11 protein-coding genes and 3 pseudogenes are annotated in these 17,322 nt (G+C 67.6%); 11 read left to right on the top strand and 3 right to left on the bottom strand.

Annotated features, from left to right (window positions below; translation table 11 throughout):
• Positions 1 to 70 precede the first annotated feature (70 nt).
• The 3 genes from ABFB10_RS05675 to rlmH all read left to right on the top strand — a co-directional run bounded on the left by ABFB10_RS05675 (position 71) and on the right by rlmH (position 1,475).
• Positions 71 to 370 (top strand): hypothetical protein, encoded by a 300-nt coding sequence (locus tag ABFB10_RS05675; protein WP_347165763.1) that lies wholly within the window; start codon positions 71 to 73, stop codon positions 368 to 370.
• Positions 371 to 629: 259 nt separating this feature from the next.
• Positions 630 to 995, top strand: a complete 366-nt coding sequence (gene rsfS, locus ABFB10_RS05670; RefSeq protein WP_347165762.1) for a ribosome silencing factor — start codon at positions 630 to 632, stop codon at positions 993 to 995.
• 9 nt (positions 996 to 1,004) lie between these two features.
• Positions 1,005 to 1,475 (top strand): 23S rRNA (pseudouridine(1915)-N(3))-methyltransferase RlmH, encoded by a 471-nt coding sequence (rlmH, locus tag ABFB10_RS05665; protein WP_347165761.1) that lies wholly within the window; start codon positions 1,005 to 1,007, stop codon positions 1,473 to 1,475.
• A gap of 80 nt (positions 1,476 to 1,555) precedes the next feature.
• Here rlmH and ABFB10_RS05660 read toward each other — a convergent pair whose 3' ends face one another.
• Positions 1,556 to 2,359 carry an undecaprenyl-diphosphate phosphatase gene (locus tag ABFB10_RS05660; RefSeq protein ID WP_347165760.1) on the bottom strand — a complete coding sequence of 268 codons (804 nt, stop codon included), beginning with the start codon at positions 2,357 to 2,359 and terminating at the stop codon, positions 1,556 to 1,558.
• Between the two features lie 233 nt (positions 2,360 to 2,592).
• On the opposite strand from ABFB10_RS05660, the pseudogene ABFB10_RS05655 reads away from it, so the two are divergent.
• The 6 genes and pseudogenes from ABFB10_RS05655 (at position 2,593) to fzlA (ending at position 11,865) form a co-directional block, all read left to right on the top strand.
• A pseudogene (locus ABFB10_RS05655) lies at positions 2,593 to 4,042 on the top strand (NAD(P)-dependent oxidoreductase).
• 627 nt (positions 4,043 to 4,669) lie between these two features.
• Entirely contained in the window at positions 4,670 to 5,098 is a 429-nt protein-coding gene (locus tag ABFB10_RS05650) for a GFA family protein (RefSeq protein ID WP_347165759.1), read from the top strand.
• A gap of 51 nt (positions 5,099 to 5,149) precedes the next feature.
• Positions 5,150 to 5,350 carry a hypothetical protein gene (locus ABFB10_RS05645; protein ID WP_347165758.1) on the top strand — a complete coding sequence of 67 codons (201 nt, stop codon included), beginning with the start codon at positions 5,150 to 5,152 and terminating at the stop codon, positions 5,348 to 5,350.
• A 107-nt stretch (positions 5,351 to 5,457) separates the two neighbouring features.
• Positions 5,458 to 10,002, top strand: a complete 4,545-nt coding sequence (gene gltB, locus ABFB10_RS05640) for a glutamate synthase large subunit (protein ID WP_347165757.1) — start codon at positions 5,458 to 5,460, stop codon at positions 10,000 to 10,002.
• 374 nt (positions 10,003 to 10,376) lie between these two features.
• Positions 10,377 to 11,108, top strand: coding sequence for a monofunctional biosynthetic peptidoglycan transglycosylase (gene mtgA, locus ABFB10_RS05635; protein ID WP_347165756.1), 732 nt, complete (start codon positions 10,377 to 10,379; stop codon positions 11,106 to 11,108).
• 91 nt (positions 11,109 to 11,199) lie between these two features.
• Entirely contained in the window at positions 11,200 to 11,865 is a 666-nt protein-coding gene (fzlA, locus tag ABFB10_RS05630) for an FtsZ-binding protein FzlA (RefSeq protein ID WP_023849825.1), read from the top strand.
• A 92-nt stretch (positions 11,866 to 11,957) separates the two neighbouring features.
• Here fzlA and ABFB10_RS05625 read toward each other — a convergent pair whose 3' ends face one another.
• Positions 11,958 to 12,581 (bottom strand): DedA family protein, encoded by a 624-nt coding sequence (locus tag ABFB10_RS05625; RefSeq protein WP_347165755.1) that lies wholly within the window; start codon positions 12,579 to 12,581, stop codon positions 11,958 to 11,960.
• A gap of 516 nt (positions 12,582 to 13,097) precedes the next feature.
• Positions 13,098 to 14,949: pseudogene (gene ilvD, locus ABFB10_RS05620) on the bottom strand (dihydroxy-acid dehydratase).
• A 97-nt stretch (positions 14,950 to 15,046) separates the two neighbouring features.
• On the opposite strand from ilvD, the gene ABFB10_RS05615 reads away from it, so the two are divergent.
• Together ABFB10_RS05615 and queG are read left to right on the top strand one after the other, a co-directional pair.
• Positions 15,047 to 15,973 carry a LysR family transcriptional regulator gene (locus ABFB10_RS05615; RefSeq protein WP_347165754.1) on the top strand — a complete coding sequence of 309 codons (927 nt, stop codon included), beginning with the start codon at positions 15,047 to 15,049 and terminating at the stop codon, positions 15,971 to 15,973.
• Positions 15,974 to 16,219: 246 nt separating this feature from the next.
• Positions 16,220 to 17,279: pseudogene (queG, locus tag ABFB10_RS05610) on the top strand (tRNA epoxyqueuosine(34) reductase QueG).
• Positions 17,280 to 17,322: the final 43 nt, after the last annotated feature.

The following is a 17,322-nucleotide window of genomic DNA, read 5'->3' as shown; positions in this document are numbered from 1 at the left end:
TCGGCGGCAGGGCGGCGATCCGGGGCAGGGCGGGATCGGTGCCAAGATGCAACACAAGGAGAGCCCCTGAATGGCCAGTCCTGCAATGGTCCTGTTCGCCCCGTCGATCGCGCTGTGGATCGGCGCGCAGTCGTGGCGGCGCAAGCGTCTGAAGCGCGCGGTAGGGGATCTTCCGACGAAGCTGCGGCGCCTGCTGGGGCCAGAGCCGGATTACCTGCCGCCCGAGGGCGGCGCCGCATCGCCCGAGATGGCGGATTACGCGAAACTGCACCGCAAGACCGGGCGTGTGGCCAATGCGGTCGGGCTGCTGGCCTGTCTCTGGCTGCTGTTTGTCGCCTATCTCGCCCTGCAGGGCCATGCCCTGCCCTGACGGCAGGGGTGAATCCCCCGCGCAGATCGCGCGTCTGGAGGGCGCATGTGGCCCGTTTCGCCGCCGCCGTGACAGCTTGGCGCGGCAGGGAGTGGTTTCTGGATCGCGGGCTGCGCCCGCTGCGTTGAGAATCCGCAGCGCAGGTGTTATATCAGAGTCACACCCGGCGCCGGGGTGTGGCACGGCGCGAGCAATATAGGAGGACTATGTCCTGTCTGCGACGGCATATGCGGCGGAAGCCGCAGCACAAGGTGCGGCGATGGGTGCCGTGACCTCCAGCAAACCCGATGGCGAAGCCCTGCTTGCCGGGGTTCTTACCCTGCTCTCCGACAACAAGGCCGAGGATATCGTGCAGATCGACCTGCGCGGCAAATCCTCTGTCTGCGATCACATGGTGATCTGCTCCGGCCGCTCGTCGCGGCAGGTTAGCGCGCTGGCGGAGAAACTGGCCGATACGCTCAAGGCGGAATACGGCATCCTCAGCCAGACCGAGGGCCGCGACACCGGCGACTGGGTGCTGATCGACGCGGGCGACGTGGTCGTCCATGTCTTCCGCCCCGAAGTGCGCGAGTTCTACCAGTTGGAAAAGATGTGGCAGCCCGTGGGGGCCGCGACCGGGGCCTGACGACGGGCCATGCGGGTGCATCTTTGCGTTGTGGGCCGGCTGAAGGCCGGTCCCGAACACGCGCTTGTTTCAGACTACATCAAGCGATTCGACCGCAGCGGGCGGGCCATGGGGCTGGGCCCGGTGACGGTGCATGAAGTGGACGACCGCAAGGGCGGTGGCATGGCCGGGGAAGCCGTGCTGCTGCGCCGCGCCCTGCCCACGGGCGCGCGGCTTTGCGTGATGGACGAGCGCGGGCGGGTGATGGGCTCCCCGGCCTTTGCCGAAAGGCTGGCGGACTGGCGCGATACCGGGACGCAGGACCTGGCCTTCGTGATCGGCGGCGCGGACGGGATCGACCCCGCCCTGCGCGCCGAGGCGGATTTCGCGCTGAGCTTCGGAGAGATGGTCTGGCCGCATATGCTGGTGCGGGTGATGCTGACGGAACAGCTGTATCGTGCCGCGTCGATCCTTGCGGGGGCGCCTTACCACCGGGCGTGATGGCCGGTTGCGGCGGGGCTGGGGGCTCTGCCCCCGGCCTGCGGCCTCCCCGAGGTATTTTCGGACCAGAGAAGGGCGGGTCAGCTGTAGGCGATCCAGAGCAGGACCGCGCCCAGGATGACCCGGTAGATCACGTAGGGCGTGAAGCTGACGGACTGCAGCAGGCGCATCATCAGCGTCAGCGCGCCGAGGGCCGCGACAAAGGCAAAGGCGGCGGCGATCGCGCCGTCGCGGGCGGCGGCGGCATCGGCGGTGGATGCGACCTCGAGGCCCAGCAGGGTGCCGGAGGCGATGATCGTCGGGATCGACATCAGCATGGCCAGCTTGGCGCCGTCCTGGCGCGTGTAGCCCAGCCGCCGCGCCGCCGTGATGGTGATGCCCGACCGCGAGGCGCCCGGGATCAGCGCCACCGCCTGCCACAGGCCCATGGTGATCGCGTCCCGCAGGTTCCAGTCCGCGTCGGTCTTGACCGTGGGGCTGCGGCTGTCCGCCCACCACAGCACCAGCCCGAAGCCCAGCATCGCCCAGCCGATCACCGCGACGGAGCGCAGGGCGTCGTCCAGCCCGGTGAGTTTCAGCGCCAGCCCCGCGAGGATCACCGGGATGGTGGCCATCAGCAGCAGGAAGGCCAGTTCGGCGCCCGGCGTGTCGCGGCGCCCGGTCAGCAGGCGCAGCGTGCCCGAGGCGGCCAGTGCCACATCGCGGCGGAAGTAGAGAATCACCGCGAAAAGCGTGCCGAGGTGCACGGCGACGTCGATCACCTGCCCCTGATCCTGCATGCCGGTCAGCGAGGGCAGGAGAATCAGGTGCCCCGAGGAGGAGACCGGCAGGAATTCCGTAACGCCCTGGATGAGCGCGAGAATCAGGAGCTGGGTGAGGGGCATTGGGGCCATCCGGTTTGGGGTCACCTGCCGGGTATAACCCCATGTTCCGGATTGGAAAGAAACGAATTAGGTATATGATCGGACCTAATTTTGGGTGCCGGGCGTGGATCGGAGGTGGGCGGGGCCGTATTTTTCTGCATATAGGTCAATAGTTGTGACTTTTAATTCAGTTTCGGCTTCTGTATCAGGAGCGGGAGCTTTGACGCACCCAATTTCTGGAAAAGGCACGTACTATGGCAAAGCAGCCGATGCTTAAGTTTGTCACGACCCAGCGGGAGATGCCCGCAAAGCGCGAGGCTGATGTCCGGAATCGGGACTTTGCCGAAATTTACGCCGAATATGCCGACCAGAAGGCCAGGGAACAGGCATCGCGGTGTTCGCAATGCGGCGTGCCCTATTGCCAGAGCCACTGCCCGCTGCACAACAACATCCCCGACTGGCTGAACCTGACCGCCACGGGCCGTCTGAAGGAGGCCTATGAGATCAGCCAGGCCACCAATACCTTCCCCGAGATCTGCGGTACGCATCTGCCCGCAGGACCGCCTGTGCGAAGGCAATTGCGTGATCGAGCAGTCGGGCCATGGCACCGTGACCATCGGCTCTGTCGAGAAATACATCACCGATACGGCCTGGGAAGAGGGCTGGGTGACGCCCGCCGCCCCCGAGATCGAGCGCAAGGAAAGCGTCGGCATCATCGGTGCCGGGCCGGGCGGCCTGGCCGCCGCCGACATGCTGCGCCGGGCCGGGGTGCAGGTGACGGTCTACGACCGCCACGACCGCTCGGGCGGGCTGCTGACCTATGGCATTCCCGGCTTCAAGCTGGAGAAAGAGGTGGTCATGCGCCGCAACCAGCAGCTTGAGGCGGGCGGCGTGCGCTTCGTCCTGAACTGCCGGGTGGGCGAGGACATGTCCTTCGATGAGATCCGCGCGCAGCATGACGCGGTCATCATCGCCACCGGCGTCTACAAGAGCCGCGATCTGGGCGGACCGGGCGCGGGGGCCAAGGGCATCGTCAAGGCCATCGACTACCTGACCGCCTCGAACCGGGTCGCCAACTTCGGCGATACCGTGGCCGAGTACGACAGCGGCGAGCTGAACGCCAAGGGCAAGAAGGTCGTGGTGATCGGCGGCGGCGACACGGCGATGGACTGCGTGCGCACCGCGATCCGGCAGGGCGCCGAGAGCGTCAAATGCCTGTACCGCCGCGACCGGGCAAACATGCCGGGATCGCAGCGCGAGGTGCAGAATGCCGAGGAAGAAGGCGTGCAGTTCGAATGGCTGACCGCGCCGGCGGGCTTCAGGTCCGGCGAGACTGACGCCGTAGGTTCGGTGATCGTGCAGAAGATGCGCCTTGGCCTGCCCGATGCCAGCGGACGCCAGTCGCCCGAGGTGATCGAGGGGGCGGATTACGACGAGCCCGCCGACCTGGTGATCAAGGCGCTGGGGTTCGAGCCCGAAGAGCTGCCGACGCTCTGGGGCTGCCCCGAGCTGGAGGTCACGCGCTGGGGCACCGTGAAGGCGCAGTTCACCAGCGGGCGCACCGCGCTGGAAGGCGTCTACGCGGTGGGCGACATCGTGCGCGGCGCATCCCCGGTGGTCTGGGCGATCCGCGACGGGCGCGACTGCGCCGAGGCGATCCTGGGCGATCTGAACAGCCGCGCCGCCGCCATCGCGGCGGAGTGACGCGACAGCCGGTCCCGGCGCGGCGGTCTGCGTGCAGGCAATCGGCGCCGGGCCCGGCCGGTGGAACGGGCAACGCAACAGGGATCGACCGGGTCGGCGGTGCCGGCCCCTGGAGGGTTTAAGGGTGAGAACGGGGAATGCCATCGCGGGTCTGGCGGGCGGTCTGACGATCGCCGCGACGGCCTGTGGCGCGGCGGCACCCGCGCGGGCCGGGGCGCTTTTCGAGCCGCCCGCGGGCTGCGCGGTCTATCTGACCACGCAGAACCGCGACAGCTGCCCCACCGTGGACCCGGATCAGCGCAGGATTCAGGGCTCGGTTCCCGGCTCGGGCGCCGGGGGCGGCCGTATCGACGGCGATGCGCGGCGGGTCGAAAGCGGCCCCGTGGCAGAGCCGGACCGGAGGCGCAGTCTGCGGCCCGATGCGGAGACCCGCGGCCCGCGCGCCTTGAACGCGGTCAGGGGGAAGGTCTGCGCCGTCATCCCGCGCAGCGGCGGCGGGATCGCCGGGCTGCCGCGCGGTTGCGACGGGATGAGCGCCGGGTTTGCGGTCGAGTCGCGCGTTGCCGGTCTTGCAGAGGTATTTGGACCAAGAAGAAACACAGGGGTGTTTGCTGTCGGAGGCGGGGCATGACCGTGCGGCGGGGGCATTGTCTTTGCGGGGCGGTCTCTTTCGAGGCGGCGCAGACGGGTGGTTTCGGTGTCTGCCACTGCGCGCAGTGCCGGCGCTGGCTGGGCTCTGCCATGTTCGCCGTCACCGTGCCCGAGGCGGCGATGCGCGTCGCGGGGGCGGAGCACATCCGCAGCCTGCGATCGTCGGACTGGGCGTCGCGTAGCTTCTGCGGGAAATGCGGCTCGGCGCTGTGGTATCGCTATGACAGGGGTGTCGACGGCGCGGGCGATTACGAGGTGCCGGTCGGGCTGCTGGACGACGCCGGGGGGCTGGTGCTGGAGCGCGAGATCTTCGCGGATCAGAAGCCGGAGTGCTGGAGGCTTGCGGGCGACCACCCGAGGCTGAGCCGGGCCGAGACGCTGGCGCTTTACGGAGGCGCGACATGAGCGTGACGGCAGGCCGATGCCTCGGCGGCGCGCTGTGCAGGCGGTGTGCAGATGGGCCTCGGGGTGTCCGGGGCGCGGGCCCGGCTGTCGGGGCCGGTGACGCGGCGCCGCTCGTCGCCGGTTGCGGCGCGGGCGTGGTGCGACGCCTGCGGGGTGTCGGTGCTGTTGCAGGATCACGGGTCGGACATGGTGGAGCTGTGTCCGGGTCTTTTCGAGAATGCCGGGGGCGCAGGTTTGATGCGCGTGGTCTAGGCAGACCGTCACCCGGAGGGATTTTGGCTGGGGGCGCGCAGGTCAGGCGCGTGTCCCGGCGTGATTACGACGCGGACAATCCGCATCTGAACGAGGAGTGCTGAGCCATGACCAAGTACGATCAAGACTGGGTTCGCCGCGAGGAAGCCAAGCGCAAGTGGATGTCGGAGAACGGCATGTACCACGAGAGCGAAGAGCATTCGTCCTGCGGCGTGGGGCTTGTGGTGTCGCTGGACGGTTCGCCGTCGCGCCGTGTTGTCGAGGCGGGGATCACCGCGCTGAAGGCGATCTGGCACCGGGGCGCGGTCGATGCGGACGGCAAGACCGGTGACGGGGCGGGCATCCACGTGCAGATCCCGGTGCCCTTCTTCTACGACCAGATCCAGCGCACTGGCCACCACCCGCGCCAGGACGAGCTGATCGCCGTGGGGCAGGTCTTCCTGCCGCGCACGGATTTCGGCGCGCAGGAGGCCTGCCGGACCATCGTCGAGACCGAGGTCCTGCGCATGGGCTACTACATCTACGGCTGGCGCCACGTGCCGGTGGATGTCTCCTGCCTTGGCGAAAAGGCCAACTCGACGCGGCCCGAGATCGAGCAGATCCTGATCTCGAACGCCAAGGGCGTGGACGAAGAGACCTTCGAGCGCGAGCTTTACGTGATCCGGCGCCGGATCGAGAAGGCGGCGGCGGCGGCGGGCATCGCCGGGGCGGGGGGGCTGTATATCGCTTCGCTGTCCTGCCGGTCGATCATCTACAAGGGCATGATGCTGGCCGAGCAGGTGGCGGAGTTCTACCCCGACCTTCAGGACGACCGCTTCGAGAGCGCCTTCGCGATCTATCACCAGCGTTACAGCACCAACACCTTCCCGCAGTGGTGGCTGGCGCAGCCCTTCCGCATGCTGGCCCACAACGGCGAGATCAACACGCTGAAGGGCAACCTGAACTGGATGAAGAGCCACGAGATCCGCATGGCCTCCTCCGCCTTCGGCGAGATGGCCGAGGACATCAAGCCGATCATCGCCAACGGGGCGTCGGATTCGGCGGCCCTGGACGGGGTGTTCGAGGTGCTGGTGCGCGCCGGGCGCTCGGCGCCCATGGCCAAGACCATGCTGGTGCCCGAGTCGTGGTCGAAGCAGGCGGTGGAACTGCCCGAGTCGTGGCGCGACATGTATTCCTACTGCAACTCGGTGATGGAGCCCCGGGACGGCCCCGCCGCCCTTGCCATGACCGATGGCCGCTGGGTCTGCGGCGGGCTGGACCGCAACGGGCTGCGCCCGATGCGCTATGTCGTGACCGGTGACGGGCTGCTGATTGCCGGGTCCGAGGTGGGCATGGTCCCGACCGACGAGGCCACGGCGCGCGAGAAGGGCGCGCTTGGGCCGGGCCAGATGATTGCCGTCGACATGAAAGAGGGCAAGCTTTACCGCGACGTCGAGATCAAGGACAAGCTGGCCGCGGCACAGCCCTTTGGCGAATGGGTCGGCAAGATCACGGAGCTGGACGAGACGCTGAACGCGGTCACCGAGAGCGCCAAGTTCGAGGGCGCGGAACTGCGCCGCCGCCAGATCGCCGCAGGCTACACCATCGAGGAACTGGAACAGACGCTGTCGCCCATGGCCGAGGACGGCAAGGAGGCGCTGGCCTCGATGGGGGATGACACGCCCTCTGCGGTGCTTTCGAAGAAATATCGCCCGTTGTCGCATTTCTTCCGGCAGAACTTCAGCCAGGTGACGAACCCGCCCATCGACAGCCTGCGCGAATTCCGGGTGATGTCGCTGAAGACGCGTTTCGGCAACCTCAAGAACGTGCTGGATGAATCGAGCGCCCAGACCGAGATCCTCGTGCTGGACACGCCCTTCGTGGGCAATGCCCAGTTCGAGGCGCTGAAGGGGCAGTTCAACGCGCCCTGCGTCGAGATCGACTGTACCTTCACCGCCGGCAAGGACGCGCTGCGCGAGGGTCTGGCCCGCATCCGGGCCGAGGCCGAGGATGCCGTGCGTTCGGGCGCCGGGCACCTGATCCTGACCGATGAGCATTGCGATGCCGACAAGATCGCGATGCCGATGATCCTCGCGACCAGCGCGGTGCACAGCTACCTGACCCGCAAGGGCCTGCGGACCTTCTGCTCGATCAACGTGCGCTCGGCAGAATGCATCGACCCGCATTACTTCGCCGTCCTGATCGCGGCGGGGGCGACCGTCGTGAACCCCTATCTTGCCGAGGACAGCCTTGCGGACCGCATCAAGCGCGGCCTCTTGGACATGACCCTGACCGAGGCGGTCTCTGCCTACCGCGAGGCCATCGACGCGGGCATGCTGAAGATCATGTCGAAGATGGGCATCTCGGTCATCTCGTCCTATCGCGGCGGGCTGAACTTCGAGGCCGTCGGGCTGTCGCGCGCCATGGTGGCGGAATACTTCCCCGGCATGATCTCCCGCATCTCGGGGATCGGCGTGAAGGGCATCCAGAAGAAGGCCGAGGAAATCCACGCCCTTGGCTTCCGGGGTGGCCGTGACGTGCTGCCCATCGGCGGCTTCTACAAGGCGCGCAAGTCGGGAGAGACCCACGCCTGGGGTGCGCAGACCATGCACCTGATGCAGGCCGCCTGCGACCGCGCCTCTTACGAGATGTGGAAGCAGTATTCCAACGCCATGCAGGCCAACCCGCCGATCCATCTGCGCGACCTTCTGGACGTGAAGCCGCTGGGCAAGCCGGTGCCGCTGGAAGAGGTCGAGAGCATCACCGCGATCCGCAAGCGTTTCGTGACGCCGGGCATGTCGCTGGGCGCGCTCTCGCCCGAGGCGCACAAGACGCTGAACGTCGCCATGAACCGGATCGGGGCCAAGTCCGACTCCGGCGAAGGTGGCGAGGATCCGGCGCACTTCGTGCCCGAACCCAACGGCGACAACCCCTCGGCCAAGATCAAGCAGGTCGCTTCGGGCCGCTTCGGTGTCACTGCCGAGTACCTGAACCACTGCGAAGAGCTTGAGATCAAGGTGGCCCAGGGCGCCAAGCCCGGCGAGGGTGGCCAGCTGCCCGGCATGAAGGTGACCGACCTGATCGCGCGGCTGCGGCATTCGACCAAGGGCGTGACGCTGATCTCGCCGCCGCCGCACCACGACATCTACTCGATCGAGGATCTGGCGCAGCTGATCTACGACCTCAAGCAGATCAACCCGCGCTGCAAGGTGACGGTGAAGCTGGTGGCCTCTTCGGGCGTCGGCACCATCGCGGCGGGCGTGGCCAAGGCCGAGGCCGACGTGATCCTGATCTCGGGTCACAACGGCGGCACCGGGGCTTCCCCGGGCACCTCGATCAAGTTCGCGGGTCTGCCGTGGGAGATGGGCCTGACCGAGGCGCATCAGGTTCTGGCGATGAACAACCTGCGCTCGCGCGTGACGCTGCGCACGGACGGCGGTCTGCGGACCGGTCGCGACATCGTCATGGCCGCCATGATGGGTGCCGAGGAATACGGCATCGGCACCGCCGCGCTGATCGCCATGGGCTGCATCATGGTGCGTCAGTGCCAGTCGAACACCTGCCCGGTGGGCGTGTGTACGCAGGACGAGGCGCTGCGCGGCAAGTTCACCGGCAACGCCGACAAGGTGGTGAACCTGATCACCTTCTACGCGCAGGAAGTCCGCGAAATCCTCGCCTCGATCGGGGCGCGCAGCCTTGACGAGGTGATCGGTCGCGCCGACCTGCTGAGCCAGGTCAGCCGGGGTGCCGAGCATCTCGACGACCTCGACCTGAACCCGCTGCTGATCCGCGTCGACGGCTCGGACGACATCGTCTACGACCGGGGCAAGCCGCGGAACCCGGTGCGCGACACGCTGGATGCCGAGATCGTGCGCGATGCCGCGCGCTTCCTAGAGGACGGCGAGAAGATGCAGCTGTCCTACGCGGTGATGAACACGCATCGCACCGTGGGCACGCGGGTCTCGTCGCATATCGTGTCGAAGTTCGGGATGCGCAACGCGCTGCAGCCCGATCACCTGCACATCAAGCTGTCGGGTTCCGCCGGTCAGTCGCTGGGCGCCTTCGCGGCTCCGGGGCTGAAGCTGGAGGTCTCGGGCGATGCCAACGACTACGTCGGCAAGGGCCTGTCGGGCGGCACCGTCGTGGTGCATCCGCCGCTGGTGTCGCCGCTGGTGGCCTCGGAGAACACCATCATCGGCAACACCGTGCTTTACGGCGCGACGGATGGCTACCTCTTCGCAGCGGGCCGCGCGGGCGAGCGTTTCGCGGTGCGGAACTCGGGTGCCGTGGTGGTGGTCGAGGGCTGCGGCTCGAACGGCTGCGAGTACATGACCGGCGGCGTGGCGGTGATCCTTGGCGGGATCGGCGCGAACTTCGGCGCGGGCATGACCGGCGGCATGGCCTATCTTTATGACCCCGAGGGCCGGGCGCAGGACATGATGAACATGGAAAGCCTCGTGACCTGCCCGGTGTCCGTCTCCGAATGGGAAGACGAGCTGAAGGGCCTGATCGAGCGGCACGTCGAAGAGACCCGCAGCCGCAAGGCGCAGGATATCCTGCAGCACTGGGACCTCGAGAAGGGCAACTTCGTGCAGGTCTGCCCGAAGGAGATGCTGAACAAGATCCCGCATCCGCTGGGCATCGAGGATCAGGTCGCGGTGCCGGCAGAGTAAGACAAGGGGGCGGCCTTCGGGCCGCCCTTTTTCATGACTCATGGGCGCGGGCCCGGCTGGCGGAAGCCGTCCTGTGGGGCGCTCCCGGCGGGGCGTGGGTGACGTTGCAAGCCGGGGCTGGCGCCGGTGATTGCGGTGGTTGCTTCGCGCAGGGCCGGAACGCCTAAGGGGGCGTCTGCCTTGGGCGAAAAGGTCCGATCTTGCCACACTCTGCACCAAGTCAGGCCCGATTGCGCCCTCAGGATGTGACTCTCTAAGGGGCAGGGCGCGATCCCGGCATGGGGGTAGCTTGGCTTTCAGTTGCGCGGGGTGCCGGTCAATGCTCGGCGCGCCCTGTCTTTCCGGGGCCGGGTGACCGGTGTAGAACGGGCGATATGGCAGGCAAGAAACAGAAGTCCACGGGCAAGACGCGGGAGAAGCCGCAGGTACGCCGGTTCCGCCCCGGTCGATGGCTGATGCGCTGGACATTGCGGTTGGGAGTGATCATGGGCGCGCTGGTGATCGGGGCGGTGGTGCTGTTCAGCGTGGTGAACCCGCCGACGACGCATACCATCTGGGCGGAACGGCAGCGTCTGGGCGCGGTGGAACACCAATGGGTCGATCTCGACGCGGTGGCGCCGGTCATGGCCCGGGCGGTGGTCGCCGCCGAGGATGCCAACTTCTGCAGGCACTGGGGCTTCGACATGGATGCGATCCGCGCGGCCATCGCCTCTGGCGCGGACCGTGGCGGCTCGACGATCAGTCAGCAGGTGGTGAAGAACGTCTACCTCTGGCAGGAAAGAAGCTATATCCGCAAGGCGCTGGAGGCGGTGCTGACACCGGCGGTGGAAACCCTCTGGTCGAAGCGCCGGATCGTCGAGGTCTACCTGAACATCGCAGAATTCGGCGAGGGCGTCTTCGGCATCGATGCGGCGGCGCGCCACTATTTCGGCGTGGCACCGGCGGATCTGTCCGCGCAGCAGGCGGCGCTTCTGGCCGCGGTGCTGCCCAGCCCCAAGACACGCAGCGCCTCGAACCCCTCGAACGCGGTCAGCCGCCGCGCGCGCGCGATCCGGGACGGGGCGGCGACGATCCGGGCGGACGGGCGGGCGGCCTGCTTCGAGTAGGCGCCGATTGGCCCATTACCGCCTCGCAGGCATTGAAACCGGGGGCCGATGACGACTAAGAGGGGCTGTTCCCGCCATCAACAGGACCATCATGGCCAAGCTGTACCACGTGCCTCTTTCCCCCTTTTGCCGCAAGGTTCGCCTGAGCCTCGCCGAGAAGAAGATCGAATGCGAGTTGGTGGAAGAACGCTACTGGGAGCAGGACCCCGACTTCCTGCGGCGCAACCCGGCGGCCAAGGTCCCGGTTCTGCGCATGGACGGCAAGACCATGGCCGAAAGCGCGGCGATCTGCGAATGGATCGAAGAGAAGTACCCCGAACCCGCGCTGATGCCGCGTGGCGCCGATGCGCGCTATGAGGTGCGGCGCATCGTCGGCTGGTTCGACGACAAGTTCCACAACGAGGTGACGTCGAAGCTGCTGTACGAGCGGGTGAACAAGAAGGTCATGAAGGCCGGGTTCCCCGACAGCGGCAACGTCAAATCGGGCGCCAAGGCGATCAAGTACCACCTCGATTACCTCGCGTGGCTGCTGGATCACCGGCGCTGGCTGGCCGGGGATTCGATGACGCTGGCGGATTTCGCCGCCGCCGCGCATCTGTCGTCGCTGGATTATATCTCGGACGTCGACTGGAACCGCTCGGCGGTGGTCAAGGACTGGTACGCCAAGATCAAGTCGCGCCCCGCCTTCCGCTCGATCCTTGCCGATCAGGTGCCCGGCTTCCCGCAGCCCGCGCATTACTCGGACCTCGATTTCTGAGACATCCCGCCTGCGGGCAGGGGCCTTCAAGGGGGCGCCGATGCCCGGCCCCGTGGGGCTGTCGAAGCAGGCCGTGTGCCCCCGTCCGGATGCTAGCCGCTGCGCGCATCCTCTTTGCGCAGGCGCCGCTTGTAGGTGGCGACACGGTAGAGGTAGAGGGCGACGATGCCCGTGACCACGGCGGTCGAGACCGGGTTCAGCCATTGCGCGACCAGATCGTATTGCGACTGTAACGCGTAGCCCGCGAAGGCCAGAAGCGCGGTCCAGAGGAGCGTGCCCAGCGTCGTATAGGCCAGGAAACGACCCATCGGCATCTTCGCGACCCCGGCGGGGACGGAGATGAAGGTGCGGACGGTGGGGATCAGGCGCCCGAGGAAGACCGCCGCGCCGCCGTGCCGCTGGAACCAGCCATTGGCCCGGTCGAGCTCATCGGGTGTGATGGTCAGCCAGCGCCCGTGCCGGTCGGCAAGGCGGCGCAGGCGCTCCATGCCGATCTTCGCGCCGATCCAGTACCACAGCAGCGCCCCCGCGATGGACCCCAGAGAGCCGAAGAGGATCACCAGCCAGAGGTTCTGTGCGCCCGTCGCGGCGTTGAACCCCGCAAGCGGCATGATGAGCTCCGAGGGGATCGGCGGAAAGACGTTCTCGATGAACATCAACAGCCCGACCCCGAAGGCGCCGATGGCGTCGATAATGCCGGTGATCCAGTCGAACATGTCTGTGGGGCCTTTGCTGGTGCGGGGGATAAACCCGTGGCGGCGGGAAAGGTTCAGGGGGCGGGAAGGGGGGCCTGCCGCCGCCTCGTCGTGCGCGATGAGCGGTCCTGTTGATATGCACAGACGCAGCCTCCTGTACCCAACTTTTGCGGACAGTGAACTTTCTACGAGAGTCTATGTGGGTGATTGCGCTCTTACGATCCACCACCGGGCGCGGAATCCAGTGCCGCAGGCCGCCGCGCCATCGCCGGGCCGTCCGGGGGCCCGGCGATTTGGCTGATGCTTGCGCGACCTGACGTGGTCGTACGGACTTTGCAGGGATAAAATGCCTTCCAGAGACTGCGGTTCGCCGAGCCACGGCCCGGCGATGGCACGGCTTGTCGTGGTGGCAGGCGTCACGGACCGCAACCTCCGAGCGCGTGGGCTGGCACGCGCATTGGTTGGCTGGCCGCGCAAACCCAACGAAAAAGCCCCCGCAGTCGCCTGCGGGGGCCTTGTCTTGCGTTCCGGCGGTGCTCAGCCCTTGGTCAGCTGGCTGACGTCGCGCACCGCGCCCTTGGCGGCGGAGGTGGTCAGCGCGGCATAGGCCTGCAGGGCCGTCGTGACCTTGCGCTTGCGCGGCTCGGCGGGCTTCCAGCCCTTCTCGTCCTGCGCGGCGCGGCGCGCGGCCAGCGTCGCGTCGTCCACCATCAGGTTGATGCTCCGGTTGGGGATGTCGATTTCGATCTTGTCGCCCTTTTCGACCAGTCCGATGGCGCCACCCTCGACCGCCTCGGGAGAGACGTGGCCGATGCTGAGGCCCGAGGTGCCGCCCGAGAAACGCCCGTCGGTCAGAAGCGCACAGGCTTTGCCGAGGCCCTTCGATTTCAGGTAGGAGGTCGGGTAGAGCATTTCCTGCATGCCCGGCCCGCCCTTCGGCCCCTCGTAGCGGATCACGACCACGTCGCCTTCCTTCACCTTGCCGGTGAGGATGTCCGAGACGGCGGCGTCCTGCGACTCGCAGACATGCGCGGTGCCGGTGAACTTCAGGATAGAGGCATCGACCCCGGCGGTCTTCACGATGCAGCCTTCCAGCGCGATGTTCCCGAACAGAACCGCCAGCCCGCCGTCCTGCGAAAAGGCGTGTTCCTTCGAGCGGATGACGCCGTTCTCGCGGTCCTTGTCGAGCTCCTTGAAGCGGTTCTCGGTGGAAAACGCCTTGGTCGTGCGCACGCCGCCCGGGGCCGCCTTGAACAGGCTTTCGGCCTCGGGGTTGTTGGCGACCTTGATGTCCCAGTGCCCGATGGCCTCGCCCATGGTGGTCGAATGCACGGTCGCGCATTCCTCATGCAGCAGCCCGGCGCGGCTGAGTTCACCGAGGATCGAGAAGATGCCGCCGGCGCGGTGCACGTCCTCCATGTGGACGTTCTCGATATTGGGCGCGACCTTGCACAGACAGGGCACCTTGCGCGACAGCCGGTCGATGTCGTCCATGGTGAACTGGACCTCGCCTTCCAGCGCGATGGCCAGAAGGTGCAGCACGGTGTTCGTGGACCCGCCCATGGCAATGTCCAGCGACATGGCGTTCTCGAAGGCCTCGAAGGTGGCGATTTCGCGCGGCAGCAGGCCGGTCTCTTCCAGCTCGTAGTGGCGACGGGTGATCTCGACGATCTTGCGGCCCGCTTCCGAGGAAGAGGTGCTTGCGGTCGGCGTGGGTGGCCAGCGTCGAGCCGTTGCCCGGCAGCGCCAGACCCAGCGCCTCGGCCAGACAGTTCATCGAGTTCGCGGTGAACATGCCCGAGCAGGACCCGCAGGTCGGGCAGGCGTTCTCCTCGATGTGCTGGACTTCCTCGTCGGTGTAGGATTCCGACGCGGCGGCGACCATGGCGTCCACGAGGTCCACCTTCTTGACGTCGAGCGAGGCGAGGTCGATCTTGCCCGCCTCCATCGGTCCGCCCGAGACGAAGATCGCCGGGATGTTCAGGCGCATGGCGGCCATCAGCATGCCGGGGGTGATCTTGTCGCAGTTCGAGATGCAGACCATGGCGTCGGCGCAATGGGCGTTGACCATGTATTCGACCGAGTCCGCGATGATCTCGCGGCTGGGAAGCGAGTAGAGCATCCCGTCGTGGCCCATGGCGATGCCGTCGTCGACCGCGATGGTGTTGAATTCCTTGGCGACGCCGCCGGCTTTCTCGACCTCGCGGGCAACCATCTGGCCAAGGTCCTGCAGGTGGACGTGGCCGGGCACGAACTGGGTGAAGCTGTTGACGATGGCGATGATCGGCTTGCCGAAATCCTCGTCGCCCATGCCGGTTGCGCGCCAGAGGCCGCGGGCCCCTGCCATGTTGCGGCCGTGGGTACTGGTTCTCGATCTGTAACGGGGCATCGGACCCTCCCTCTTTGCAGTGTCGACCGGGTATACCGCCCTGTTCCCTGCTTGTGAAATATATTATTCTGCGCCAACTAAGTCGTGAGGCATATCAATGGACACCCGGCAACTGAGACATTTCGTGGCGGTGGCCGAGGTGCTGCACTTCGGCCGCGCCGCCGCGCGTCTGGGCATGACGCAGCCGCCGCTTTCTCAGTCGATCCGCGCGCTCGAGGCCGCGCTGGGCGAGGCGCTGTTTGTCCGCACGCGGCGCTCTGTGGCGCTGTCGCCCTTCGGCGAAGCCTTCCTGCCGCATGTGCGGGCGGCGCTGGCGGCGGTCGAGGGGCTGCGCGACACGGCCGAAGCCCTGCGCGGCGGCGCGGCGGGGCGGCTGGCGCTGTCCTTCGTGTCGACGGCGGATTACTCGGTGCTGCCCGCGCTGGTACAGGGCTTCCGCGCGCGTTATCCGGGGGTCGACCTCGCCCTGACCGAGATGACCAGCGACATGCAGATCGCCGCGCTGGTCGAGGGGCAGGGCCACGCGGGCATCGTCCTGCCGCATGGCGACGACCCGCTGCCCGCATCCCTCGCCTACCGCCGCCTTCTGGCCGAGCCGCTGGTCGCGGCGGTCCCCGAAAGCTGGGTGGCTGAAGGCCGCCTGCCCGAGGGGCCGCGGCTGTCGCCGGAGGCGCTGATCGACAAGCCGCTGATCGTCTTCCCGCGCCGCGCCGCGCCGCTGTTTCACGACCTCGTCACCGGCTTCTACACGGCGCGCGGCGTGCGTCCGCAGGTGGCGCAGCACGCGATCCAGATGCAGACGATCATCAGCCTCGTCTCGGCGGGCATGGGGCTGGCGCTGGTGCCGCGTTCCCTGAAGAACCTCGCCCGGGCAGGGGTGGTCTACCGCGACCTCGACGGCACGGCCCCGGTGCTGGAAACCGGCATCGCCTGGCGCCGGGCGGACGAAACACCCACGCTGCGCAACTTCCTCGCGCTGGTCGAAGAGGGCGCGGCGGTGGCAAAGGGCGGCGCGAGCGGATAGGGGGAGAGGGGGGCGCGGCCCCCGTCCCTGCGGGACTCCCCGAGGGTATTTGGACCAAGAAGAAGCAGGGGTGGCAGAGTTGCGCAGGGGCACGGCAGGGTCAGACGAGCGGGCACCCGGGATCGCAGGGCACGCGCATAGCTCTTCTCTGGTCTTCCAAATACCTCGGGGGGCTGCGCAGCAGTGGGGGCAGAGCCCCCTCCGCCCCCAGATGCCGGGTGGCCCCGTCGTGGCAGGCGCGGCGTCATGACCCCGCTTGGTGACCGCCTGAAGGCGGAGGCCGCCGAGGCGGGTTTCGCGGCCTGCCGGATCTGTCGGCCCGGCGATGTGCCCGAGGTGATGGGGCGGCTGCGCGCCTTTCTGGACGCCGGGTATCACGGGCAGATGGGCTGGCTTGCCGATCGGGTGCACTGGCGCGGAGCGCCCGACGTGCTCTGGCCCGAGGCGCGTTCGGTCATCATGCTGGCCGAGAACTACGGCCCCGAGGCCGATCCTCTGGAGGTTCTGGAGCGCCGCGACCGCGCCGCTGTTTCGGTCTATGCGCAGGGGCGCGATTACCATGACGTGGTCAAGAAGCGGCTGAAGCGGCTGGGGCGCTGGCTGATCGCCGAGGCGGGGCCGGAGACCGAGATCAAGGTCTTCGTCGACACGGCCCCTGTGCCGGAAAAGGCGCTGGGGCAGGCGGCGGGGCTGGGCTGGCAGGGCAAGCATACCAATCTCGTCAGCCGGGACCTCGGGGTCGTGGTTCTTCCTTGGTGCGATCTTCACCACGCTGGCGCTGCCCGTCGACGGGGCCGAGACCGACCATTGCGGCGGCTGCCGGCGCTGTCTCGACATCTGTCCGACCGGGGCCTTTCCCGCGCCCTACCGTCTGGATGCCCGGCGCTGCATTTCCTACCTGACCATCGAGCACCACGGCCCGGTCCCCGAGGATCTGCGCGCCCTCATGGGCAACCGCATCTATGGCTGCGACGATTGTCTTGCGGTTTGCCCCTGGAACAAGTTCGCCCGCCGCGCGGAGGAGCAGAAGTATCATGCCCGCGACGACCTGCGCGCGCCCGCGCTGGCAGAGCTTGCGGGCCTCGACGATGCCGCCTTCCGCGCCCGTTTCTCGGGCTCGCCGATCAAGCGGATCGGGCGCAACCGCTTTCTGCGCAACGTTCTTTATGCTATCGGGAACTCTGGCCAGCCGGATCTGCGGGCCGTGGCGCAGGGGTTGACGGATGACGCGGACGCGACCGTCCGGGATGCCGCCGGATGGGCGGCGCATCGGCTGTCGAATGCGACGCGGGAGGGGAGTGAGTGACCCCCGGCCAAGGCGTCTGTCGGGCGCCAAGCTGCCATCTCGG

It is taken from the genome of Ponticoccus litoralis (assembly GCF_039769985.1).
Lineage (GTDB): Bacteria > Pseudomonadota > Alphaproteobacteria > Rhodobacterales > Rhodobacteraceae > Ponticoccus > Ponticoccus litoralis.
Note: the sequence above shows the minus strand (reverse complement) of the source record. Positions and strands in the feature narration are given on the sequence as shown.